This window comes from Streptomyces gottesmaniae, from assembly GCF_031845845.1.
In the GTDB taxonomy this organism is placed as follows: domain Bacteria; phylum Actinomycetota; class Actinomycetes; order Streptomycetales; family Streptomycetaceae; genus Streptomyces; species Streptomyces akebiae.
This window is the reverse complement of the sequence record NZ_JAVRFJ010000006.1, coordinates 157,669-180,722: the sequence shown is the minus strand read 5'-3', so window position 1 is coordinate 180,722 and position 23,054 is coordinate 157,669. Positions and strand designations below refer to the sequence as shown.

The 23,054-nt window shown below is 68.5% G+C and carries 20 protein-coding genes and 1 pseudogene; 12 read left to right on the top strand and 9 right to left on the bottom strand.

Annotated features, from left to right (window positions below; genetic code table 11):
* The first annotated feature begins 304 nt into the window (after nucleotides 1-304).
* Nucleotides 305-1,849, top strand: a complete 1,545-nt coding sequence (locus tag RM704_RS09570; RefSeq protein ID WP_498076431.1) for an NHL domain-containing protein — start codon at nucleotides 305-307, stop codon at nucleotides 1,847-1,849.
* A gap of 51 nt (nucleotides 1,850-1,900) precedes the next feature.
* On the opposite strand, the gene RM704_RS09565 is transcribed toward RM704_RS09570, so the two are convergent.
* The gene (locus RM704_RS09565) at nucleotides 1,901-2,443 is read right to left on the bottom strand and encodes a hypothetical protein (protein WP_033528461.1); all 543 of its coding nucleotides are present in this window, start codon (nucleotides 2,441-2,443) and stop codon (nucleotides 1,901-1,903) included.
* Between the two features lie 43 nt (nucleotides 2,444-2,486).
* Complete coding sequence (locus RM704_RS09560) at nucleotides 2,487-3,590, bottom strand: hypothetical protein (protein ID WP_033528462.1); 1,104 nt, start codon at nucleotides 3,588-3,590, stop codon at nucleotides 2,487-2,489.
* Nucleotides 3,591-3,990: 400 nt separating this feature from the next.
* Here RM704_RS09560 and RM704_RS09555 point away from each other — a divergent pair, with 400 nt between their 5' ends.
* From RM704_RS09555 to RM704_RS09545, 3 genes are all read left to right on the top strand, one after another.
* Nucleotides 3,991-4,713 (top strand): hypothetical protein, encoded by a 723-nt coding sequence (locus RM704_RS09555; RefSeq protein ID WP_033528463.1) that lies wholly within the window; start codon nucleotides 3,991-3,993, stop codon nucleotides 4,711-4,713.
* Between the two features lie 70 nt (nucleotides 4,714-4,783).
* Nucleotides 4,784-6,631, top strand: a complete 1,848-nt coding sequence (locus tag RM704_RS09550) for an FG-GAP-like repeat-containing protein (protein ID WP_033528464.1) — start codon at nucleotides 4,784-4,786, stop codon at nucleotides 6,629-6,631.
* Nucleotides 6,632-6,874: 243 nt separating this feature from the next.
* On the top strand, nucleotides 6,875-7,927 hold the full coding sequence (locus RM704_RS09545; protein WP_157856716.1) for a PLL family lectin: 1,053 nt from the start codon (nucleotides 6,875-6,877) through the stop codon (nucleotides 7,925-7,927).
* Nucleotides 7,928-8,389: 462 nt separating this feature from the next.
* Here the strand turns inward: RM704_RS09545 and RM704_RS09540 are convergent, their stop codons facing one another.
* Nucleotides 8,390-8,902 carry a hypothetical protein gene (locus tag RM704_RS09540; RefSeq protein ID WP_033528465.1) on the bottom strand — a complete coding sequence of 171 codons (513 nt, stop codon included), beginning with the start codon at nucleotides 8,900-8,902 and terminating at the stop codon, nucleotides 8,390-8,392.
* Between the two features lie 100 nt (nucleotides 8,903-9,002).
* Here RM704_RS09540 and RM704_RS09535 point away from each other — a divergent pair.
* From RM704_RS09535 to RM704_RS09525, 3 genes and pseudogenes are all read left to right on the top strand, one after another.
* Nucleotides 9,003-9,853 (top strand): annotated as a pseudogene (locus RM704_RS09535) (IS5 family transposase).
* Nucleotides 9,854-10,323: 470 nt separating this feature from the next.
* Nucleotides 10,324-10,794 (top strand): hypothetical protein, encoded by a 471-nt coding sequence (locus RM704_RS09530; protein WP_033528466.1) that lies wholly within the window; start codon nucleotides 10,324-10,326, stop codon nucleotides 10,792-10,794.
* A gap of 305 nt (nucleotides 10,795-11,099) precedes the next feature.
* Nucleotides 11,100-12,377, top strand: a complete 1,278-nt coding sequence (locus tag RM704_RS09525) for an IS701 family transposase (RefSeq protein WP_078937208.1) — start codon at nucleotides 11,100-11,102, stop codon at nucleotides 12,375-12,377.
* Between the two features lie 224 nt (nucleotides 12,378-12,601).
* On the opposite strand, the gene RM704_RS09520 is transcribed toward RM704_RS09525, so the two are convergent.
* Complete coding sequence (locus tag RM704_RS09520; RefSeq protein ID WP_311590483.1) at nucleotides 12,602-13,129, bottom strand: terpene synthase family protein; 528 nt, start codon at nucleotides 13,127-13,129, stop codon at nucleotides 12,602-12,604.
* A 743-nt stretch (nucleotides 13,130-13,872) separates the two neighbouring features.
* Here RM704_RS09520 and RM704_RS09515 point away from each other — a divergent pair.
* The 3 genes from RM704_RS09515 to RM704_RS09505 all read left to right on the top strand — a co-directional run bounded on the left by RM704_RS09515 (nucleotide 13,873) and on the right by RM704_RS09505 (nucleotide 16,298).
* Entirely contained in the window at nucleotides 13,873-14,760 is an 888-nt protein-coding gene (locus RM704_RS09515; RefSeq protein WP_311590482.1) for a magnesium and cobalt transport protein CorA, read from the top strand.
* A gap of 115 nt (nucleotides 14,761-14,875) precedes the next feature.
* Complete coding sequence (locus RM704_RS09510) at nucleotides 14,876-15,481, top strand: dihydrofolate reductase family protein (RefSeq protein ID WP_033528469.1); 606 nt, start codon at nucleotides 14,876-14,878, stop codon at nucleotides 15,479-15,481.
* 184 nt (nucleotides 15,482-15,665) lie between these two features.
* Entirely contained in the window at nucleotides 15,666-16,298 is a 633-nt protein-coding gene (locus RM704_RS09505; RefSeq protein ID WP_311590481.1) for a DUF2461 family protein, read from the top strand.
* A 386-nt stretch (nucleotides 16,299-16,684) separates the two neighbouring features.
* On the opposite strand, the gene RM704_RS09500 is transcribed toward RM704_RS09505, so the two are convergent.
* From RM704_RS09500 to RM704_RS09480, 5 genes are all read right to left on the bottom strand, one after another.
* Nucleotides 16,685-16,990: an aromatic-ring hydroxylase C-terminal domain-containing protein gene (locus RM704_RS09500; RefSeq protein WP_369015704.1), complete on the bottom strand. Its 306-nt coding sequence runs from the start codon at nucleotides 16,988-16,990 to the stop codon at nucleotides 16,685-16,687.
* A gap of 221 nt (nucleotides 16,991-17,211) precedes the next feature.
* Entirely contained in the window at nucleotides 17,212-19,914 is a 2,703-nt protein-coding gene (gene acnA, locus RM704_RS09495; RefSeq protein WP_107072326.1) for an aconitate hydratase AcnA, read from the bottom strand.
* Nucleotides 19,914-20,087 (bottom strand): hypothetical protein, encoded by a 174-nt coding sequence (locus RM704_RS09490; protein WP_157856718.1) that lies wholly within the window; start codon nucleotides 20,085-20,087, stop codon nucleotides 19,914-19,916. Before RM704_RS09490 ends, acnA begins: the two co-directional genes overlap by 1 nt.
* Entirely contained in the window at nucleotides 20,084-20,803 is a 720-nt protein-coding gene (locus RM704_RS09485) for an aspartate/glutamate racemase family protein (protein ID WP_052146143.1), read from the bottom strand. The genes RM704_RS09490 and RM704_RS09485 overlap by 4 nt, the downstream gene beginning before the upstream one ends.
* Nucleotides 20,800-21,891 (bottom strand): isocitrate/isopropylmalate dehydrogenase family protein, encoded by a 1,092-nt coding sequence (locus tag RM704_RS09480; protein ID WP_052146144.1) that lies wholly within the window; start codon nucleotides 21,889-21,891, stop codon nucleotides 20,800-20,802. Before RM704_RS09480 ends, RM704_RS09485 begins: the two co-directional genes overlap by 4 nt.
* Before the next feature lie 311 nt (nucleotides 21,892-22,202).
* Here RM704_RS09480 and RM704_RS09475 point away from each other — a divergent pair, with 311 nt between their 5' ends.
* Entirely contained in the window at nucleotides 22,203-22,889 is a 687-nt protein-coding gene (locus tag RM704_RS09475) for a GntR family transcriptional regulator (protein WP_033528472.1), read from the top strand.
* A gap of 1 nt (nucleotide 22,890) precedes the next feature.
* Complete coding sequence (locus RM704_RS09470) at nucleotides 22,891-23,052, top strand: hypothetical protein (RefSeq protein WP_157856719.1); 162 nt, start codon at nucleotides 22,891-22,893, stop codon at nucleotides 23,050-23,052.
* Nucleotides 23,053-23,054: the final 2 nt, after the last annotated feature.

Here is a 23,054-nt window from a genome sequence, read left to right as displayed (position 1 = left end):
CTCCTTTTGCAGGGTGATCGCCTTTCGGCGATGCGGGATGGTTGTCACCGCTGCATGCCGCAACGCGACAGCAACAGCAGGGTCTGCTTTGTCAACGCCGCTCCCGCTGTTCCCCCGTGAGGGTGGCTGGCCTTTCGGTCGCGTGTCGACGAGTGGTTCGCTTTGTGCAGGGAGGCGCTCCAAAGCCGCAGGTGGGCAAACGCTCCGTTTCCGGACAGTGGTGTGATCCGGCGTCCTGCTTTTCGTTCTGTTTGTCCGCTGTCGACGTCATCATCAGGTCGGCGGTCGGGTGGACGGTGAAGGGATGCAGATGAGCACTGGTAGCACGGGAGCTGGAGACGGCGAGGAGTTCACTCCCCTGATCAGCACGGTCGCGGGAACCGGTACTGCGGGGGTGCCGCCCAAGGGGGACAAGGAGCTGGCCGCATCGGCTCTGTTGAACGGTCCTTACGGGGTGGCGGTGGATCGCGAAGGGACCCTCTACATCGTCGAATACGGCGGCCACCGTATCCGGAAGGTCACGACTGACGGGAAGATCAGTACGGTCGCGGGGACGGGGAGCGCGGGACGTGGGGCAGAGGGTGTCTCCGCCGTCTCAGCCGCGCTGAGTCACCCGCGCGGGATTGCCGTGGACACCGCGGGCGATCTCTACATCGCCGATTCCGGCAACAACCGGATCCGGAAGATCACGATGGCGGACGGGAAGGTCCATACGTTCGCCGGCACCGGCGCCGCGACCTACGGTGGTGACGGCGGCTTGGCCACCGCAGCCCACCTGTACAGCCCGTTCGATGTGGTGGTGGATGGCGCGGACAACGTCTACATCGCCGACTGGGGCAACCACCGGATCAGGGTGGTCACGGCTGACGGGAAGATCAGCACGGTCGCTGGGACGGTCGGTGCCGGCTTGGCCCCTGACGGTACCGTCGCCACTGCCGCCCAGCTGAAGTACCCAAGCGCAGTGGCGGTGGACAGTGCAGGCAACCTCTACATCGCCGACTATCACCAACAGCGGGTCCGGAAGGTCACGAAGGCCGACGGGAAGATCAGAACGGTCGCTGGCACGGGCGCCGCGACTTACGGTGGTGACGGCGTCCAGGCAACCTCGGCCCCGTTGCAATCCCCAATGGCGCTGGTGGTGGACAGCAGCGACACCCTCTACATCGCCGACACCAACAACCACCGGGTCCGGAAAGTCGCAGCTGACGGGAAGATCAGCACGGTCGCCGGCACGGGCGCCGCGACCTTCGACGGTGACGGTAAGTCGGCCGCTTCGGCCAAGCTGAGCTCCCCGCACGGGCTCGCTGTGGACTGCGTCGACACTCTTTACATCGCCGACTACACCAACAACCGGGTTCGGAAGGTCACGTCGGCGAAGCTGGTCGGTCTGCCCGACTCGGGCACGGTGGCCTCCTGGGCCAACGTGCGCAGCAGGTTGCGGATGGCGGTCGTGCGTGAGTCCACCAGCGACGGGGCCGAGGTCCACCAGACCCTTGTCGCTCCGAGGGATCACCAACGGTGGCAGCTCATTGCGGCGGGCCAGGACGACGGCCAGGTCCTGTACCGGATCGAGAACGTGCGCAGCGGCAAGGTTCTGGAGGTCGTCGGGGCACAGGAGGGGGCCGGGGCGGTGGTGGCGCAGCGCGCCTACGACGGTGCTGACGCCCGCCATCAGCACTGGCGGCTGATCCCGGTGGGTCCTGTGACCGCCACTCCGCGGGTGTACGAGATCGCGAACTGGAACAGCGGTCTACTGCTGGGAATCGACACCAACGCCCGTACGGTGATCAAGCAGTACGAGGCGGCGGGTGCCTCCCAGGACCGTCAGTGGCAGCTGCTCCCGGTATGACGCACGAGGGGGCCAGGGGCGATCATGCCCCTGGCCCCCGCGGCTGGGGCGCTACTGGGAGCCGGACGGTTTCTTGGTGGTCGTCTCGGTTTCCCCCAGCTGTTGCGGAGTTTCGGCGGTCGTCTGGGGCGCCTTGGGGGGCTGTGCGGCCTTGGGTGCGTCCGGAGCCTTGGGGGCCTTGGCGTATGCCTCCTTGTCCGGATTGTCCTGGAGCTGCCCGTTCTTTTGCAGGCCCTCTTCCCCCTTCACCGTCTCACTCGCCTTTGCCATGCCGGCGGACGCTGTGTCGGAGACCGAGCTGGCGTGTGCGTGCTGGGCCTGGGTACGGGCCGAGTCCCCGGTGGTCTGGATGAAGGAGCCGAGGATGCTCAGGATGACCCGCGCTTCGGGTGACTGTTCCTGCACGACTTTCGCCCGGGAGGAGGCCCCGTGGATCGAATGGATGAACAGGCTCGTGCTCTTGTCGTCGTATGTGTGCTCCCGGGCGTCTTCGAAGTCGACGTCCGCAGCGGGCTGCGATTCGGCTTCGCCGGCCTTCACTGAGAAGAGCCCCGCACTGTTCTGCGCGAAATCGAAAATATTCTTGAACACCATGGTCGTCACTCCTGGTCGTCGTCGTGGCGGTGCTGCCGCCCGGTCAAGGTCCCTTGTGCAGGGCTCGTGGGCTGAAGGTCAGCCTCTCGGCTTCGAAGATCGTGTGGTGGACGTCCAGGGAGGAGACGACCTCCATCCGTCCCTTCATGCGATATCCGCCGCCGGCCAGGTTGATGTCGGCGATGTCGCGGGGGACCACCTGGGCGAGGCTGGGGGTCCCGGCTTGCGGAGGAGACAGGACCGGAACGGGCACGGCGTACTCCACCGCGAGGTAACCGGCGAAGGTCACCGGGATCTCGTAGTCGTAATGCCGGTGGGCGCGCCGCTGCGTGGCGATGGTTTCCACCCGGGAGTCCGCCGGGACCTTGCCGGAGATCTGCGACTTCGACACCCAGCTCGTCGTCAGGGAACCGCCGACGGTGGCTGCCAGGCCCAACGCGAGCTGCGCGTTGAGAGACGCGTTCCCAGTGGCGCTGCCCTGAGTGGTGAACGCCACGGAGTCCGTCACCGAGTTCGACGCGGAGTTGCCCGTCGAGTTTGTCGTGGCTGTTTCGGTGGCGTTGGCGTTGTCGACGCCGACGCTGTCCTTGCTGTTCTTGTTGGTCACCGTGTTGGCGTTCTTGTTCGCCATGTCATTGCGCAACTGCGTCCCGAACTGCGCCTGAAGATCCATCTTGAGCTGGTTCTGCAGCTGCAGCTGCAGCTGCGCGCCGATGGTGCCGCCGAAGGTGAGCTTGGCATCTCCGTGGAGCGACCACGTCACCCCGTTCGACACGGTGAACTCGACCGAGTCGGTGAAAGTAATCTCGTGCTTCTCGCTGCGGTTGACATAGGCGCGTGAGGAGAACGTGTCGGGCCGGGGCGGAGTGATGTCGCCCCGCTCCTCGATCAACGGCTCACCGAGATTCATGTAGGCGAGCCAGCCCAGATCGAACGCACAGCTCTTCGTCCCGGGTGGTCGGAAATTTTCCGTTCTCTCCTTGTTGATGGAAACGCCGACAGGGTGGTGCTGCACGCCGTTGTTGTCGGTGTACACCAGGTTGGGGTGGTTCAGGAGGGACGGCAGGTCGATGCCGAGTTCCCGCAGGTTCTTTTTCGTCAGCGGATGGCGCTTGAACCGTTCCAGGTTGTAAGCAGTGGAAGGCAATTCCCCGTCCTTGGCTGATTCTCTCCGAAACGCGCTCGATGGAATCGAACAGGCATCTGCGCGCTTTCCGAAATTTGAAGCTATCAGCAGCCTCATTCTCTGGGAAGAAGTCTTAGCGCATCATGCTCAATCGAGTGAAAGGCATTCACCGACTGTTCTCAAGGCGCCTAAAAAAACGGTAAGTTGAAGCGCTGTCGACCGCTCGATCGGCACCTTAAAGAAGTCTTGTGCACGAGTGTTGCAGCCGTTATTTATGTGATGGTGGAGGCGTTTGCTTCAGCCGTCCATAAAGGCCGGGCCATTCGAGGTAGGACGGTTGAATCCCTAAGTAATTCGGTGCGACAAAACACTCCATGTGGCTGGACCATCGTTCGCCACTTCAACAACAGGTGAGGTAACGATGTACACCCAAGAACGCACGGCGATGTCGAATCTGGTGGTCGGCGGCCCGGTGGCGGTGAACAGCTACGACAACGCGATCGTGGCCGCGCTGGTCGAGAACCGACCGGTCATGCTCGTCCACGCCTTCAACGGCGGCTTCCTGCGGCCCGCCGACCTGAAGGACAGCGTCCACGACAAGGGGGTCAAGCTGTCCACCGCGCTCGACCCCGCCACCAAGGAGGCGCAGGGCCACCTCTGGTACATCACCCCGGCCGGCTTCTTCGGGCAGCGGCCGCTGTACTTCGTCGAGAGCGCCGCCGGCCCGGTGCCGCCCAAGCCCGCCGGTGCGGGCCAGGCCGATGCCGGGCGCGGCGACGACGGGGTGCCCAAGCCGCAGCGTCGGCGCATCACCGTCCACCAGGACGCCCCCAAGGGCACCACGGCCGACACCGTCCAGGTGGGCCTGCCCGACAAGGTGGGCGACCTGTGGCGCGGGAAGAACGGCGCGCCCGAGGACACCCAGCTGTGGGTCGTCACGCTGACACCGTGGGGCGGGATCACCTTCGTGCCGATCACCCACCCGGACACCATCCTCGGGTTCAAGGACCACGCGGTGGCGGCCGACAGTGAGGTACGCGTGACCTACAACTGGGGCGGGGACTTCACCGGGACCGTCATCAACACGTTCTACCCGCGGCTGCCCAATGAGTGGAGCGTCCCCTACCACCACGTCTTCACGTGACCCGCAGCCACCGGCGCTGCGCCACGCCTGTCCCGAGTCCACGCCCGTACCGCCTGGAAGAGGCACCACGATGCCCGTGCCCACGCAAGAACTGAAACTGGAGATCGTCAACGTCGCCACGGGGAAGACCCTCGGCGCCAAGGCCACGCCGGGAACGGACGGGGCACTGGTCGTGCGCGACTTCCCCGACGGGGGTCCGAGCCCGGAGCAGTGGCAGCTCACCCCCGTACAGGCCGCGCAGAGCGGGTCGGCCCAAGCCGAGCAGGCTTATGTGATCTGCAACGCGGTCAGCGGAAAGGTCCTCGACAACCCGGCCGCCGCGGACCGCGGCGTCCGCCAGTGGGACACCACCGCCGGCAAGAAGAGCCAGCACTGGCACGTCGTCCCCGTGGAGGGCGAAGCCGGCCTCTACGTCATCGAGGACGCCACCGACGGGGTCGTCCTCGACCTCGCCGATCCCGCAGCGGACGACATCCGGGTCGTCCTGCGCGCCTACGACGACAGCGCGACAAGCCAGCACTGGCGGTTCGTCACAACCGAGCCGGAGCGCACCAGCGACCCTGTCCTGCGCTGGGCATCACTGAGCCACTGGAACAGCCGCCAGTCCTGGCGGCTGTCCCGCTCGGCCGCGTTGCGGCCGGCACCCGACGCGACACCCTCCTTCAGCGACATGCTCCTGGTCCTCAAGCGTTTCGGAACCGACCAGGATGCCGGCGCATGGCAGAGCGTCGGAGCCAGTTGTTCCACGGGCGGCCAAGCGGCCTGGTGGGCCGGGCTCGGTGACCGGTTCCTCGCCGACACCACCGGAGCAGGGCAAGCGGACATCGTCGGGCTCAAACCCGCGAAGGGAGCTGTGACGGCCGTCAGCCAAGGCGACGGAAACTTCGACGGCGACGAGCGCGTCCTGCACCCACCCGTGCCCTCTCCCAGTCCCAAGGACCTGTGGACCCTCGCGGACACGACGGACGACGGCAGGCCGGACGTCGTCGTCCTCGCCGCCGACGGTGTCCGCGTGTTGCTGCAGGACGAGAACAAGAAGTTCGTGCCCGTAAGCGGCGAGCCGGTCGTCAAGGCGTTCGGCCACGGGCAGTCGGCCGGCGGATGGGACGCTGACAGGCATCCCCGCTTCGTCATCGACACCACCGGTGACGGTCGCGCCGACATCGTCGGCTTCCACGACGACGGCGTCTGGATCTCACTCCAGGAAGAAGAAGGGAAGTTCACACCGCTCGCCACGGAACCCGCTCTCCAGGCGTTCGGCCACAAGGAGAAGGCGGGCGGATGGGACGCTGACAGGCATCCCCGCTTCGTCATCGACACCACCGGTGACGGTCGCGCCGACATCGTCGGCTTCCACGACGACGGCGTCTGGATCTCACTCCAGGACGAAGAAGGCAAGTTCGCGGACCCTCTGTGGATCCTCGACGACTTCGGGACCGACCAGGGGTGGAGCTCGGTCGAGGAGCACCCGCGGTCCCTGGTCCGGACCGTCGACGGCGAAGCTGTGGACATCGTCGGGTTCGGCCCGCAGGGCGTCGTCGTCGCACGCGGGCGCGGCGACGGCACGTTCGAGCCCTCCGAGCTCGTCCTGAACGACTTCGGCCTCGCCCAGGGGTGGACGAGCAAGAAGCACCTCCGCTTCCTCGCCGACGTCACCGGCGACGGCAACCCGGATGTCATCGGCTTCGGGGACGAAGGGGTCTGGGTGTCGCACAACCGCGGCGACGGCCGGTTCGAGCAGGCGCAACTGGTGTGCCGCGGCTTCGGCCACAACGACGACGCAGGCGCCTGGCGGGTCGGCCACCATCCCCGCTTCGTCGCCGACATCACCGGTGACGGACGCGTCGACATCGTCGGCTTCGGCGGGCCGGGCGTGTACGTGGCCCGCAACCTCTTCCGCCGCTTCAGAACCCGATGATCCTCCAAGGCCCTCCACCGCTGCCGCACGGCGACCGGCCATCGGCGGCGAGGGCGGCTACCAGGCCCTCCAACTCGACACCCATGACCGCGAACCCAACGTCACCGTCGGCCGGCGCTGAACCAGCCTGTCGGTGCATGGCGCGCCGCACGCCAGCCCTGCGGTCACGAATGGCAGTTGTACAAACCCAAGATGTGGCTCCCCTGGTCACAGGGTCGGGGGCGAAAGCAGGAGGGGAAGAACATGACGGTTCCTTCGACGCCGGGTATGTCCTGGGACTCGGTGACCTCGCTCGGCGGGCAGCTGACGGGTAATCCGGCGGTGGCGCCCTCTTCGGACGGCCGGCTGGAGGTGTTCATCAGGGGCCGCGCGGACAACGCGCTGTCGCACTGCCATCAGCTGATTCTGGGCGGCTGGTCCGAGTGGGAGAACCTGGGCGCCGGCACATTGTCCGGCGATCCCTCCGCCCTGCGCACGGCCGCGCGGCGCATCGGGGTGTTCTTCAAGAACGGGCAGGGCAATCTCGAACATCCCTGGCAGACGGTCATCAACGGCGGCTACGGCCCAGGGGCGACGCTGGCCAACAGCATCGGGGGTGACCCGGTCCCCGGGCTGCACGCCGACGGCCGCCCGGCGGCCTTCTTCCGGGGCACCGACAACGCCCTGTGGCATGTGTGGGAGACCACCAAGTCCGGCTACGGCAACTGGACCGGCCCTGCCGCCCTGGGCGGCACCCTGTCGGGCGACCCGGCAGTGGCGACCGACGCCCGCGGCCGTCTGCAGGTGTTCTTCCGCGGTACCGACGGCCACTTGTGGGTCGTCCGGCAGCGGGACCCCAACAACAACACCTGGGAGAGCCCCCAGAACATCGCGCAGAACATCGGCGGCGACCCCGTCGTCGGCACCAACGCCGACGGCCGCCTGGAGGTGTTCTTCCGGGGCACCGACAACGCCCTGTGGCACCTGCCGCAAACAGACGACTACAACGGGTGGTCCACACTGAGCAGCCTCGGCGGCACCCTGACCGGAAAGCCGGCCGTCGCCCGGGCCGCCGACGCCCGGCTGGCCACCTTCCACTGGGGCGGCGGCCACCTGTGGGTCAACGAGCAGACGATCGTCAACGGCACCGACTGGAGCGCCTGGGAGCAGATCGCGCAGAACATCGGAGGCGAGCCCGTCGTCGAGGCCGACGGCCACGGACGCCTGAACGTGTTCTTCCACGGCACGGACCACGCCGTCTGGCACACCGCCCAGACCTTCTTCCGGCCGGGAGCGGGCTACGCGACGTCCCCTTGAACCCCGCCCTCCCCAGCCGGAGGACCAGCGGGTTCTAGTCCGTGGTGGAGGCGTCGCGTAGCCCGCTCACGTTGCGCCAAGGTGTTGCACTGGGTGTTGCGGCAGGTGTTGCGCGAGCCTTTGCGGCGTCCTGAAGTTCACCCAGGTCCCACGGGCGTACGAGCGGTCGGGGTGCTGACATCCCCGTTGCGGCCGCTTTTTGCCCATGTCCCTGACTGGCTTTGAGGAGTGGGGATGGGCGGCCGGGACACATCCGGGGATCGAGGCGCACTCAGCCAGGCTGCGTGTCGGCCCGGGCCGTCGCGCCCGCCGTCCCTGCGGCTCGGCGGCGGGAGCGGAGGATGCCGGCGAGGGCGATTCCGGCAAAAGCGGGGGCCCGCTGCGTGAGTTACGCCGCAGGCCCCCGCTGAAAACTGGCCGGTCTGCCAGCTTGCGTCGGCCGTAGGGCCGCCCATGTGCGTCCTATTTACAAGGGACGTCAGCGACCGTGCGGTTCGGGATGTCAACCTCGGTGTTCTGGTCGTTGCCCTGGATGGTGTGGGCTCCACTCAGGGTGAAGGCGTAGGTGGCGCCGGGCGTGCACGTGAACGTGAAGTTCTGGTTGTAGGTCACGCTGTCGCCGTGGACGGAGTAGGTGTACCTCAGGTTGGCGCGCCTGTCGTAGACCTTGCGGGTCGTGCCGTCCTGGGTCTTGGTGAGGGAGGCGAGACCGGACAGGTCGCAGTCAACGCGGTCCCATCCGATGACCTGCCCCTTCCAGCAGGTGAAGGTGATGGCGCCGTAAGACCACCCCCTGTTGCTGGCCCTCAGGCACAGGTCGGTCTCGGTGGAGGCCCAGTTGTCGGCGCTGCGGTCGTCGCTCTTCCCGCTGCAGGAGGATCCGGCGGCGGCAGCGGGCGTGCCGCTGGAGAAAACCATCGTGCTGGCAGCAAGGACGAGGGCGGGCAGAAGCCGCAGGAGCTTCGCTTCGAGCACAGGGGTCTCCCCAGATAACACTTAGAGGGCATCTGATCTAGGTAGTTGGTGTTCTGGGATGCTTTTGTGACTGGCGGCGTTGGCGGTCGTTGCACGGTGCGTGAGTTCTCGCCGTCCGTATCGCAGTGATGTGTCCGATGCCCGCTGGGCTCTGATCGAGCCGGTCTTCGCCGCCTGGCGGGCGAGACGGACAGGTCCCGGCACGGCGGCCCGGGTGCATGACTTGCGGGAGATCGTCAACGCGATCCTGTACGTCAACTGCACCGGCATCCCGTGGGAGTACCTGCCCCACGACTTCCCGCCGTACAAGACCGTCTACGACTACTACGCGAAGTGGGAAGCGGACGGCACCACCCAGCAGGTGCATGACCTGTTACGTGACAAGACCCGACGAGCCCACGGCCGCAGTACCGAGCCGACCGCGGCCGTGATCGACGCGCAGAGCGTGAAGACCTCGACAAACGTGGCCGAGACCAGCCAGGGCATCGACGCCGGCAAGAAGATCAAAGGACGCAAACGGCACCTGATCACGGACACGCTCGGTCTCGTGCTGGCCGTCGTCATCACCGCCGCGAACGTACAGGACACCACCGGCGGCAAGCTCCTGCTCAACGACGTCGCTGCGAACCACCCAAGCGTGTCCAAGGTCTGGGCCGACGGCGGATACCAGAACAGCGTCTTCAACCACGGCGCCCTCCTCGGCATCGACGTGGAGGTCGTGCAGCGACCTCGAGCGAAGGGGTTCGAGCCCCTGCCGAAACGGTGGGTGATCGAGCGGACATTCGGCTGGCTGAGCAGCACCGCCGCCTGGCCCGGGACTACGAAGCCCTGCCCCAGAGATCTCGAGCAATGATCCACTGGGCGATGGCTAACAAAATGTCCCGCGAACTGACGGGAGAATCCACGCCAACCTGGCGAATCGAAACGGACATGACCACCACACCGGCCTGAATGTTGATCAGATGCCCTCTTACTGTTTCTAACAAAACCTGTTGATCATGTGACTGTGGGCATCTTCGCTCGTTGGCGCACAAGGTGTCCGGGCAACGCTGCGGGCCTTCTCCTTCTACGCGCCATCCCAGAAGGATGCGTCCCCGGGCCCGAACCCAAACGCGGGGCGCGCAAACCGCGCCGCTGACGTCAGCTTCGTTCGCAAGGCAGACCGGTGGGCTGAGAGTGAGGTCACCAACCACCGCACCGGGTACTGGACAGACGTCACCTCCTGGCCGACCGTCGCTCGCGTCCTGGAAGATCTGGGGCTCGGTCGGCTGGCGGCGGCAGCCGAATCCGGACGTTGTCACGGCTGCGCAACAGCACCGCACGCCTCACGGTTCACCCCGGATTCCCGGCTAGCGTTCCCGTCGCCAACGCTGGAGACCCGGCGGCCGTCCAACGGCCGCGGGACATTGGAAGGGAACCTCATGAGGCTCAAGCAACTCGGCCGGATCGGTACGGCTGGTGGGCTCACCGTCGCAGCGGTGGGCGCATCGATCGTCTTCACACCGTCCATGGCGTCCGCGGACAGCACCTGGGAGTGCTACGGCAAGCAGGTCAAGCGCTGTGCGACCGTATGGTGGGACGACGAGGCCGACACATACCGGGCACGGGCGAAGATCACCGACGTCGCCGGCGGTGGCAACTACACGGTCGCGGTCAACGACGTGAAGCTCCTGCGCTTCAACGGCACCAGGACGCTGACGGTGAAGTCCGCCAAGGACGACGACGGCTGGCACCGCACCCAAGACCTGGCAGGCACCTCGTCGGTCAACCCGTGCAGGTGGCCGACGAACAGTTTCCAGGTACAGGCGAAGTTCACCTGGAAGAAGCAGGGCGGGACCGCGAGCACCAAGACCTGGCGCCCCGAAATGGGCTGGGGCCACGCCTGCAACTGACCGTCTCCGCTCCGGTTCCCTGCCCGAAGCGAACCATCGCGCTCTCGCTCCGGCCGGGGGCACCTGCCCACCGCCCCTGGCCGGTCCCCGTACGCACGCATTGAGGACACGGTCATCACCTCCTGATCCCTCGCGCTGCGATGTCCCCGCCGGCCGCGCTCAGCGAGGAGAGCCAACGACCTGCTTCGCGTCCATTTCAGCCACGCCGACCCGGCCCGAATCTTGGACCGCCGCCATACCCGACACGCTCTAGTAGGACTCCGTTAGGTCTTTCGGGCGGTGGTGTTCAGCGGCATGGTGGGTGTGTGGACGCACATGAAGTGAACCGCGCTCGGGCGAAGTTGGCGTTATTCGTCGCTGATGTGTTCGCCTCGGTGCCGCGCAAGGATCAACGGGCGAAGAGCGAGTGCTATCTGCGGGGACTGATGGTGGACGGGCGCCGCAAGTCCATCCAGGCCATGGCGGAGCGGCTGCCGGACGGCAACGAGCAGAACCTGCAGCAGTTCGTGAACCAGTCCACCTGGGATCCGGTGCCGGTGCGGCGGCGTATCGCCCAGCGGATGCTGCCGCTGATCGGCCCGGATGCCTGGGCGGTCGACGACGTCTCGTTCCCGAAGGACGGGAAGATGTCGGTCGCCGTCGCCCGCCAGTACTGCGGGGCCCTGGGCAAGCAGGCCAACTGTCAGGTGGCGGTCAGCGTGCACGCGGTCACCGATGCCGCCTCCGTCCCGCTTCAGTGGCGGCTGTTCCTGCCCAAGGAGTGGGACAGCGACACCGAACGCCGGCGCCGCTGCCAGGTGCCCGATGAGGCCGGGCACCGGGAGAAGTGGCGCCTGGCCCTGGACACCCTCGACGAGCTGGCCGAGTGGGGGCTGGTGCCGCCGGTGGTGGTGGCCGACGCCGGCTACGGGCAGAACGCCGACTTCCGCGCCGGCCTGAGCGAGCGGGGCATCGGCTATGTCGTGGCCGTCCGTTCGGACGTGACCGTGCACCCGCACGACGCGCGGCCGACCGCCCCGGCGTGGTCCGGGAACGGCCGCAGGCCGCAGCCCCGCTACCGGGACAAGCCGTCCTCCGTGTCCGTTCTGGCCACTGGTCACGGACGGCAGGCGTTCACCGAGGTCACCTGGCGTGAAGGCTCCCGCGGGCCGATGAACTCACACTTCCTGGCGCTGCGGGTGCGGCCGGCCAGTGTCCGCTCCCGCAGCCTGGCCCAGGCCGCCGCCACCGCGCAGGAGGGCCTGTGGGACGGTGTTCTGCCCGAGGCCACGCTGCTGATCGAGTGGCCCGAAGACGCCGAAGCACCCACCGACTACTGGCTGTCCAGCCTGCCCGCATCCACCCCGCTCACCGAACTGGTCCGGCTGGCGAAGATCCGCTGGCGCATCGAGCACGACTACCGGGAACTCAAGCACGGCCTCGGCCTGGACCACTTCGAGGGACGTTCCTGGGCGGGGTGGCATCACCACGTCACCCTGGTGACCGCCGCCCACGCGTTCCTCACCGAACAGCGCCTGGCCCCAAAAGCCGCTACAGCGGACTCACCTTCTACCAGATCCTCGACACCATCCAGGACCTGCTGAACTGCTGGACCGGCACATGCACCACCTGCCACCGCCCCCTGCCCAGAACATCCACCACCAGCCCGAACCCAAGATCCAGAGCAACTTAACGAAGTCCTACTAGGACATCGCGTCGAGCCAACACCGGCACATGCCACGGAAAGGGCGCCGGGCCACGGCCACGCTTGATGCCAACAGTCACATGATCAACAGGTTGTGTTAGAAACAGTTAGGCCCGTCATCCCTCAGGGGTTGGGGTGGTCCGGCACGAGGGTTACGGCAACGGGACCGTAACGCCCGGCGGCGCGGGCCCAGTCGTAGTGGCCACGGATCAATGCCCGCATCAGCGCGACATAGCGCCGGACCGCGGAGCTTTCGGGCGGTGTGAGGGCCAGCGCCGCGCACAGCTGCGGGACCTTGTTCTCAAGGTCGAGGAACTGCAGGACAGCTGTGTCGGCCTGCCCGACCACCCGCTCGATTGCCGCTGCCCGCGCCAGACCCTGGTGGCGCATGAGACTGAGGACAAGGTTGGGCTCGCTGGCGCCTTCCTCCTTCTCCAGCGAGATCACCTCGTTGACGAGAAGGGTGTGGTCGATGGTGATACGGCGCAGTTGGCCCAACAGGCTGCTGGACCAGACCACGGGGGGCACCTCGAAGCCGCCGATCCGCTCGCCCATGGCGAGCGAGTTGCGGACGCCGATGGTCTGGCGTCCTAGACCGCCCGTCGCGGGCCTGCACGTCCGGACCGGGCACTCGGGAACAGGGCACTCCACGGTCCTCCCGGGCGGACTTTTCGGCGAGTTCGGCCGGCCCCTGTCGCACGGGGCGACGGCACGGTAGAGGCCGTGGCCACGCCGCCCCACGCCGCTCCACGCCGCCCCGGCGGGCCGACGGCCGGATGTCCGCTGAAACAACTGTGATCTATTTGCTCATCTCAAGAGCTACTTGAGCAACATAATCAAAAGACTTACGCTCATTGCATCCAGTGCAGATCCTCGAGCGCGGGGGAGCCGCTCTTTCGGGATGCCACCGTCGCGACAAGGTCCCGTTCGTGTCCAGTCCGGCCGGAGTCGTAGATGAGCTGACGAACCTGCTCGCCTGCAATTCGGTGGACGACGTGATTCCCGCGGCTTCCCCGCCGACTGGTCCAGGTTCGGGCCGGATACCGCACTGCGGCGCAGGGCCACCCGGGAACCGTCCAGCTCCCGCCGCGGCATCTCTGTGGTGACGTACGGACGCCCACGACTCACCACACCGCGGCGCTGACCGCCATGATTTCGGTCCCGCACAGGCAAATACATGTCATCACCGGGTCATGTGAAGGAAGCGTGCCCGTCGCGTGTGAACCATGTCTGCCTGCTGCCCGCCGGCGGGCAGCAGGCATGCATTCGCCGCAGCGGTGCAGGCGTGAAGGATGAGGTGTGTCATCTACCGTGAGTCAGCGGGCGAGCCGGAACAGGTGGACTGCTGCCAGGCCGACGGTGGCCGTGCGGCGGTGTTGGGCAGTCTGAAGCGTGTGGCGGAACGCGAGTTCTGCTGGGTACATCTGGATGACCCCGACCCGGGTGAACTGGAAGAACTGGCGGGGCCGCTGGGGCTGCATCCGCTGGCGGTCGAGGACGCCGGCGAGGCGCACCAGCGGCCCAAGCGGGAGCGGTACGGGGACGTCTTGGCGGTGGCACTGAAGACGCTGTGGTACGTCAAGGACGGCTGCGAGGTGGAGACCGGCGAGGTGATGGTCTTCACCGGCCCGCGTTTCGCCCTGACAGTGCGTCATGGCCCGGCCGATCCCACGGTCGAGGCGGCCCGGCGGCTCGGTGAGGACCCGCAGATGGTGCGGTTCGGGCCCATCGCCGTGCTGCACGCAGTCCTGGACACGGTGGTCGACTCCTACACCGAGGCCGCCGTCCAGGTCCGTACCGACCTGACCGCCCTGGAGCGGAGCGTGTTCTCCCCGGAGCGCGATGACCTCACCGAGGGCATCTACACCCTCAAACGCGAGGTCCTGGAATTCCGCGACGCCGTCCAGCCCCTGGTCCCCGTGGTGCAGGACTTCGCCGGCCCCCACACCGGGTGGCCCGAGGAGGTGCTGCCGTATTTCCGCGACGTCGCAGACCACATGCACCGCACCGACACCGAGGTGCGCTCCTTGGACGAGCTGCTCAACTCCGCCCTCGACGCCCACCTCGCGCGGGTGGGTACCTGGCAGAACGACGACATGCGCCGCATCTCCGCCTGGGCCGCCATTCTGGCCACCCCGACGCTCGTCGCCGGGATCTACGGCATGAACTTCGCCCACATGCCGGAACTGAGCTGGACGTACGGATACCCGCTCGCCATCACCGTGATGGTGGGCGCCGCTGCCCTGCTGCACCGGACCTTCCGCCGCAACGGCTGGCTGTGAGCGCCAGGCACCGAGGTCGGCCGACGGCGGTGTTTCTCGTATTCCACAGCGTGGCCGATGAGTTTGTGGCTCCTGGCCGGTCCAAGCTCGTGACAGCCTAGGAAAGGACACCGCCATGTCGGAGCTTCTCGTCGACTTCATCACCTCCCTCGACGGCTACGCGTCCGGAGAGGGATGGCCCGGGTTCTGGGGACTCGAGGGCCCGGAGTACCTCGCCTGGCTCGGCGAGCAGCCCGAGGCCACCTACCTGATGGGAGCGAACACCTACCGTCTGATGTCGGGCTTCGCCGCGGGCGAGGTCCCCAGTGGTCAAGATGAGTTCAGGCCCGAGGAAGAGGCGTCCGTCAACGAGCTCACGCAAGCGTCCAAGGTGGTGTTCTCCTCCTCGCTCGAGGAGCCACTGACGTGGGCCAACTCCACGCTCGTCCGCGACGACGCCGTCGAGGCGGTCCGCGCCATGAAGTCGAGTGGCTCGGGGCTCCTCAGCACGATCGGCAGCCTCAGCCTGTGCCGGTCCCTGCTACGAGCCGGGCTCGTCGACCGCTTCCGGGTGGTGATGTTCCCGGTGATCACCGGGGCCACGGGCGAAGAACGCATCTACGACGGCTATCCGGACGTTGCCCTCGAGATGATCGAGCACCGCACCTTCGACGGCCGCATCCAACTGGTCGAGTACAAGCCCCGCGTGCTCGAGCACCCGCCGCTCGGCGTCTCCGCGTGACGTCGCCCCGTCCGCCGGTCTGGACGACAGCCAGGCCGGCGCCGGCGGGCGCGGTGCAAGACGGGCGCGGTGCAAGACGGGTGCGGTGCAAGACGGGTGCGGTGCAAGACCTGAAAGGGGGCGCCCCGCCGCAACACCTCCCACTCCGCCCGCGCTCGGATCACGCGTGAACTATCCTCCGCGCATGCGCGGACAATTCACCGGCTGGCCGGAGCAGGCCATGGACGTGTTGTGGCAGCTCCAGGGCGAACCGACCCACGCGACCCGCGAGCGCTACCGGGCGGACCGCGAGCGCCTGGTCCGGCAGCCGATGATCGCCCTGCTCAACGAGGTCGCGGACACCGACCCCCGGTACGAGGACTTCTCCGTCTGGCACTACCGCACCGACTCCTGGTGGTGGCAGCACCAGGGAGCGGTGATCCGGCTCGGCCGGAAGATCGAGATAGGTCTCCGGTTCGATCTGGACGGCCTGCGGATCCAGGGTGCCTGGTGGTATCCCGATCCCGGCCAGGTGGAGATGTTCCGCATGGCCGTGGCCTCCGAGGGGAGCGGCCGTGAACTGTCCGCCATCGTCGAGGACGTGCGGAAGAAGGGCTACGACATCTCCGGGGACCTGATGAAACGCCCCCCGCGCGGCTATCCGACGGACCACGCCCGTACGGACCTGCTGCGCCACCGTTCGCTGATCGCCGCCCGTTCCCTCGGCTGCGAGGATTGGCTGCACACCTCCGAAGCGGTCGAACGGGTCCTCTCGGCCGCCGCCGACCTGGACGCCCTGCTGATGTGGCTGGTCCGCCACGTGAAGCGCGCCACCTGACATCACGAGGGCGCCCGCGGCACGGGTGGAACCACACCTGAAAGGGGATCGGGCGGTCGCAGGAGCAGCTCGCGCAGGCGCGTCGGGACTGGAGGGAAGGTCAGCGCTTCGGTGAGCTGGAGGGGGCGACCCGACGACCGCACGCCGGAGCCGAGCCGAGCCGAGCCGAGCCGAGCCAGGCCGTGCCCGCCGATGGCGGCTTCCCCGGGACTCGGACCTCCACGACTGTGAGCCTTCGTGTCTTCCTGCTGGTGGGCAGTCCGCGCCGTGGGCTGGGTGAAACGGATCCGAGGTGGGCAGGCGTCCGGACGCTCGGTACGGCGGAGGTGGCGGAAGAGGGGGCTTGCGGATGTGGCCCGGGCGGGCGGGGCCACATCCGCAGGGAGTCAGTGTTCCGGGTGCCCGAACCACCGGTGCAGGGAATCGGCAAGTCCGTCCTGGACCGGCGTGCATTCTGGGGGAGCTGCGTCGTTCTGGGCCGACCGGGCCCAGCAGATGTAGCCGTCGGGGCGTACCAGGAGGGCGTTGACGACGGCTCCGGACACCGGAGGCAGCTCGGACGTCCGGACCGCGTCGACCTGGTCGGCCCACGGCTTGGCCATGGCGGCGTGGCGGTCGTCTTCCGTCAGGAGAAGGCCTTTGCCCGTGCGCGACAGCACGCTCGTGCGTACGGGCGCGCCGTTCGCCGTCAGCTCGATAATGTCATCCTTCGCGGGCGGGTGCCTCGGTGGTGCGGGGCGGGCCCGCGCATGGGGCGTACCGCGACGGCCGACCGGGATCGATCAACGTCCTGGCCAGGGCCGACCCGCCGCGCGGTGATGGAGTGGGCGCGGTGGCCGCCCAAGCCGAGGGGGAGGCGGCCGACGCCCGCAGTACGGTCCTTCGGAGGGCAGGTGGTTCTTTCGGGTACGCCTCACTCCTCGTCTTCGGCCGGGCGGGCCAGCAGGCCGCGCAGGACGTACGGCATGACCCCGCCGTGGCGGAAGTAGTCGGCTTCGCGGGGGGTGTCCAGGCGGACTCGGGCGGTGAACTCGCGGCCGTCGGAGAGGACGCGGACCGTGGCCGGGACGCGTCCGGTGTTGAGGGCTTCCAGTCCGGAGATGGTGATCGTTTCGGCGCCGGTGGGCGCCAGGTCGTGGGGGCCGGCGTCGAGGAGTTCCAGGGGCAGGACGCCCATGGCGATGAGGTTCGACCGGTGGATGCGTTCGAAGGACCGTGCGATCACCGCGCGGACGCCCAGCAGCGCGGGCCCCTTGGCGGCCCAGTCGCGGGAGGACCCGCCGCCGTAGTCCTCCCCGGCCACGACGACCATGGGGACCTTGGCCGCACGGTAGGCGGCCGCCGCGTCATGGATCGCGCTCTCGCGGCCGTCCGCGAGGAAGTCGCGGGTCCGGCCGCCTCGCGTGCCGGGGGCGACCTGGTTGCGCAGCCTGACGTTGGCGAACGCGCCGCGCGTCATCACCTGGTGATTGCCGCGCCTGGAGGCGTACGTGTTGAAGTCCCCTGCGGACACGCCGAGTCGGGCGAGATGACGAGCCGCGGCGCCGGAGGCGGTGATGGCGCCGGCGGGGGAGATGTGGTCGGTGGTGACCTGGTCGCCGAGTTTGACCAGCACCCGCGCCCCGGTGATGTCCCGTACGGCTTCGGGTTCCCTCGTCATGTCGTCGAGGTAGGGAGGGCGCCGGATGTAGGTGGAGTCCTCGTCCCAGGCGAAGCGTTCCGAGGCCGGCACGCTGATGTCCTGCCACCGCCGGTCGCCGGTGAAGACGTCTCCGTAGGCGTCGGTGAACATCGCCGCGTCGATGCTCCCGGCCATCACGGCCTCGATCTCGGCCGGGGCCGGCCAGATGTCGTGCAGGTGGACCGGCTCTCCCCGAGAGTCGTGACCGAGGGGTTCGGTCGCGAGGTCGATGTCCAGGGTGCCGGTGAGGGCGTAGGCGATGACGAGCGGAGGTGAGGCGAGGTAGTTCATGGCCACCTCGGGCTGGATCCGGCCTTCGAAGTTGCGGTTCCCCGAGAGCACGGACGTCACCGTCAGACCGGTCTCGGCTATCGCCTGGGACACCGCGCCGACGAGCGGGCCGGAGGCTCCGATGCACGTCATGCACCCGAACCCGGCCAGGTGGAAGCCGAGGGTCTCCAGGTCCGGGACGAGGCCGGCCCGCCGGTAGTAGTCCATGACGACCCGGGAGCCCGGGCTGAGGGTGGTCTTGACCCACGGCTTGCTGCGCAGTCCCGCCCTGACGGCGTTGCGGGCCAGCAGACCCGCAGCCACCATGACCGCCGGGTTGGAGGTGTTCGTGCAGGACGTGATGGCCGCGATCGCCACCGCGCCGTCGGCCAGCTCGTGCGACCTTCCGTCGATGACGACGGTGGCGACGGTGGCGGTGTCCGAGGACGTCGTGTCGCCGCTCGCGTCGCCCTGCCGACGAAGGGAGTCGACGGCGGTGCGGAAGCGGGACTTGGCCTGGTCCAGCGGAACGCGGTCCTCGGGCCGGGAGGGGCCGGCCAGCGAGGGGACGACGGTCGACAGGTCGAGTGCGACGGTGTCCGTGAACCGGGGCGCGCTTCCGGGGTGGTGCCACAGGCCCTGTTCCTTGGCGTACGCCTCGACCAGCGCGACCCGGGCCTCGGATCTCCCGGTGAACCGCAGATAGCGCAGGGTCTCGTCGTCGACCGGGAAGAGTGCGCAGGTCGAGCCGAACTCGGGGCTCATGTTCGCGATGGTCACGCGGTCGGCCACCGGGAGAGCGGAGACGCCGGTGCCGTGGAACTCGACGAACTTGCCGATGACTCCACGGGCCCGCAGCATTTCGGTGAGCGTGAGCACCAGGTCGGTGGCCGTGGCGCCCGCCAGGAGCTCGCCGGTGAGGCGCACGCCGACGACGTCCGGGACGAGAGCGGACATGGACTGGCCCAGCATCGCCGCCTCGGCCTCGATGCCACCGATGCCCCAGCCCAGTACCCCGAGCCCGTTGACCATGGTGGTGTGCGAGTCGGTGCCGAGACACACGTCCGGGAACGCGAGGCCGTCCTCGACCATGACCACGCGGGCGAGGTGCTCCACATTGACCTGGTGCATGATCCCGGTGCCCGGAGGCACGACCGCGAAGTTCTCCAGCGACCGCTGTCCCCACCGGAGGAAGCGGTACCGCTCGCCGTTGCGGGCATACTCCAGCTCGACGTTGCGCGTCAGCGCGTCCGGGCGTCCGAAGGCGTCGGCGATCACCGAGTGATCGATGACGAGTTCGGACGCGATGACGGGATTGACCAGCCCCGGGTCGCCGCCCAGAGCGGCCATGGCGTCCCGCATGGCGGCGAGGTCGACGATCGTGGGCACTCCGTTGGTGTCGTGCAGGAACACCCGCGAGGCGTACAGGTCGATCGGTGCTCCCGAGGCTCCGCGCGACAGGATCGCCCGCACCTGGTCGTCGCCCCGGCTCGTGCCGTCGTGGAAGCGCGCCACGTTCTCCAGCAGGATCCGCAGACTGACCGGGAGGTCCGCGGGGGCCAGCCCGTCGATGCGGTGGTACGTCAGCGACTGACCGGCGACGTCGAGGCGAGTCCGGGTGCCCAGTGCGTCGAGCCCGGATCCCGCCAGGTGGTTACGGCCCATCACCATGCCTCCACGGCGGACGATTCGGGAAGGCCCCGGGGGAAGGACGGTACGAAGAGGGTGTTGGCTCGACCGGCGACGGCGACGGCGACGGCGACGGCGACCGCGACCGCGACGGCGACCGCGACGGCGTCGACATCGGCGACGCGGCCCGGCCACGGTCGGCCGGTCATGGTGGGCCTCCCTGGAAGGCGCCGGTCTCCGCCGCGACCTTCTCGCGCAGGGAGCGGGCGGCGAGGAGGGGAGCGCTCAGCACCGGCAGACCCAGCGCCTTCTCCACGCCCGCGTGCGCGGGAGAGAGCGAGAACATGCCGAGGATCACCGCGTCCACTTCCCTCAGACCCGGGGTGGCGGCCTCGGTCAGTGACGTCTCCACGGCGTCGAGGTCCCCGCGGGCGGCGGCCGCTGCCGCCCCGGAAGCGGCGCGTCCGGTGACTCTTGTGCGCGTGCCGCCCTCCGTGGAGGAGAGCACTCGCCTCAGCCGGTTCACCGAGTCCTCGACCGCCGGGGCGAGGTGGCCGAGAAGCAGGACGTGACCGAACCGCCGACGGGAGACCTCGGCGAAGAGTGCTTCGTCCGAGCTGAGCATGGGCCGCCCGTGCTCCCGGCGGGCCTGCTCCAGCACCGGCCCGTACATGGAGCAGGACAACAGGACGGCGTCGGCACCGCCGCGCACGGCATGGCCGATCAGGGACAGCATCCGGTCGGACAGCGCGGGCGTGAGACCGCCGGCCGCTTCGGCGTCGCCGATGAGGCGGTCGTCGAGCAGGTTCCACACCGACGCCTCGGGAAACCCCTCCGCGAGCGCGGTCCGCGCGGGCTCTACCGAGGCCGGGGTGGCGTTGACGACGGCCACCAGGGGCTGCCGGTCGGCCCGGCGCCCGCTCACAGCTGCCCGATCGAGGCCGCGACCGCCTCGGTGAATGCGCGGCATCCCGCGGCCCCGCCCATGTCCCTGGTCCTGATTCCCCGTTCGAGCGTGGAGCCCACGCCCTCCTCGACGATCCGGGCGGCACGCACGAGTGCCTCGTCCTGGTGCCGGGTCCCCAGCCACTCCAGCAGCATCGCGGTGGAGAGGATCATCGCCGCCGGGTTGGCGACGTCCTGCCCGGCGATGTCCGGCGCGGAGCCGTGGGCCGCCTGGGCCATCGCGCGGTCCCGGGAGGCGTTCAGGGAGGGGGCGGTCCCCAGCGACCCGGCCAGCTCGCCGGCCAGGTCCGAGAGGATGTCGCCGAACATGTTCTCGGTGACCACGACGTCGAACTCGCGGGCCCGCCGCACCAGATGCACGGTCATGGCGTCGATGTGGAAGTCGTCGACGGCGACGTCGGGGTAGTCCCGCGCGATCTCGCGGCAGACGTCGCGGAACAGGCCGGTGGTCAGCTTGAGGACGTTGGCCTTGTGGACGATGGTGACCCTCTTGCGGCGCCGCGACGCCAGTTCGAACGCCTCCCGGGCGATGCGCTCGCAGGCCGTGCGCGTGATGATGCCCATCGCGATGGCGACATCCGGTGTGGGCATGAACTCGCCCGTGCCCAGGTGGGTGTTGCGGTCGGCGTAGAAGCCCTCGGTGTTCTCCCGGACGATGACCAGGTCGGCGCCGGGGGCGAGGGCGTCGCCGCCCTCGAATGCCTTGGCGGGACGCACGTTGGCGTACAGGTCGAAGTGTTTGCGGATGGTGCCGCTGGGGTTGAGCTCGGAGCGGAACGGTTCGGGATAGGACGCGCTGTCGTGAGGGCCGAGCAGCCATCCGTCGGTCTCGGCGAGGGCGGCGAGAGTGGCCTTGGGAGTCGCCTCCCCGCACTCCTCGATGGCCCGCAGGCCCAGGGGGAGTTCCTGCCAGGTGAGGGGTGCGGCTCCGGCGGCCGAGAGTGCGGCGTCGGCGATCAGAACGGCGGCCGACACGATCTCGGGGCCGATGCCGTCGCCGTACAGAACGCCGAGGGCGTAACGGTGGGGGCTGCCCAGGGTGGCCACGGGACTCCTCAGGTCGAGTTGGCGGATATCGGCTGGTGAGGTTGGCGCCCGGCGGCGCATGGTCGGGGGCGGCGAGCACGTGTCGTGGGAGCCGCCGCAAACAGTGACGGTTATAACCTGTGACGTCAACCCTTCCCGAGAGGTCGGCTCGCCGAACTCCCAGGTGATCCCCTACGTAGAGGCCTTACGTAGAGGCCTTATGGTGAGAGCTGGACGGGGATGGCGCGGCGTACCGCAGAGCGAGATGCCCGCTGGTGGAGTCGGCGAGGACTCTGTACGTTATAACCGTCGTCGCGCACAGAGGGGGCCGCATGTCGCAGCCGGTTGAGGCTTTCGAGACGAAGAGCGACTTCGCCTACCGCCAGGTCCGTGACCGGATCCTCTCCGGGGAGCTGGGGCCCGGATCGGTGATCCAGCAGCGAGAGCTCGCGAGCTCCATCGGCATCAGCACCACCCCGCTGCGCGAGGCGCTGCGCCGCCTCAAGAGCGAGGGCCTGGTCGAGCTGGACGCGCACCGGGACGCCAGGGTCTCGCCGTTGCGGGCGGAGGAGGCGCGCGACCTGCTGGAGATCCGACGGTCCCTCGACCCGCTGGCCGCCTCCCTGGCCGCCGAACGGCGAACCAACGCCGACCTCCAGGCCATCCGTGCGGCGGCGGCCGGGCTCGCCCCGCTTCGCCCCCGCCCGAGCGTCGAGCAGTTGGTCGCGCACCGCCGCTTCCACGCCGCGATCTACACGGCGTCCCACAACGACCTGTTGATCGGGACGCTGGAGGCACTGTGGGACAAGGCCGACCGCTACCGTCTCCTCGCGCTCCGTACGGATCCGGGCCAGGAGGCCCGGGACCAGAAGGCCGGGGAGCATGACGCGCTCGTCGAATGCGTCGCCCTGGGTGACGGCGCCGGCGCGGCGGAGATCATGCGCAAGCACATCGACACCAGCCTCGGAGCGACAGCGGTGTGGCGACTCGGCCACGCCGACGCCGCCGACGGAACCTGACGTGCTCCTGGTCCAGAAGGGCGTTTGCCTGTTCCTGGCTCAGCCGGTGATGGCGCCGCTGACTGGCGCCCCGGCCCGAGTGATGGCCGACCGGGCGCGCGACAACGGACGTGACGTCCTGCACGCGGGCCGCGACGGAGTCGTCCTGCTGCCGCGCCCCTGACC

Excerpts from the sequence above, each read along its gene's own strand:
- RM704_RS09570 (WP_498076431.1), top strand. The coding sequence starts at position 305 with ATGCAGATGAGCACTGGTAGCACGGGAGCTGGAGACGGCGAGGAGTTC.
- RM704_RS09565 (WP_033528461.1), bottom strand. The coding sequence starts at position 2,443 with ATGGTGTTCAAGAATATTTTCGATTTCGCGCAGAACAGTGCGGGGCTC.
- RM704_RS09555 (WP_033528463.1), top strand. The coding sequence starts at position 3,991 with ATGTACACCCAAGAACGCACGGCGATGTCGAATCTGGTGGTCGGCGGC.
- RM704_RS09550 (WP_033528464.1), top strand. The coding sequence starts at position 4,784 with ATGCCCGTGCCCACGCAAGAACTGAAACTGGAGATCGTCAACGTCGCC.
- RM704_RS09545 (WP_157856716.1), top strand. The coding sequence starts at position 6,875 with ATGACGGTTCCTTCGACGCCGGGTATGTCCTGGGACTCGGTGACCTCG.
- RM704_RS09530 (WP_033528466.1), top strand. The coding sequence starts at position 10,324 with ATGAGGCTCAAGCAACTCGGCCGGATCGGTACGGCTGGTGGGCTCACC.
- RM704_RS09510 (WP_033528469.1), top strand. The coding sequence starts at position 14,876 with ATGTCGGAGCTTCTCGTCGACTTCATCACCTCCCTCGACGGCTACGCG.
- RM704_RS09505 (WP_311590481.1), top strand. The coding sequence starts at position 15,666 with ATGCGCGGACAATTCACCGGCTGGCCGGAGCAGGCCATGGACGTGTTG.
- acnA (WP_107072326.1), bottom strand. The coding sequence starts at position 19,914 with ATGGGCCGTAACCACCTGGCGGGATCCGGGCTCGACGCACTGGGCACC.
- RM704_RS09490 (WP_157856718.1), bottom strand. The coding sequence starts at position 20,087 with ATGACCGGCCGACCGTGGCCGGGCCGCGTCGCCGATGTCGACGCCGTC.
- RM704_RS09475 (WP_033528472.1), top strand. The coding sequence starts at position 22,203 with ATGTCGCAGCCGGTTGAGGCTTTCGAGACGAAGAGCGACTTCGCCTAC.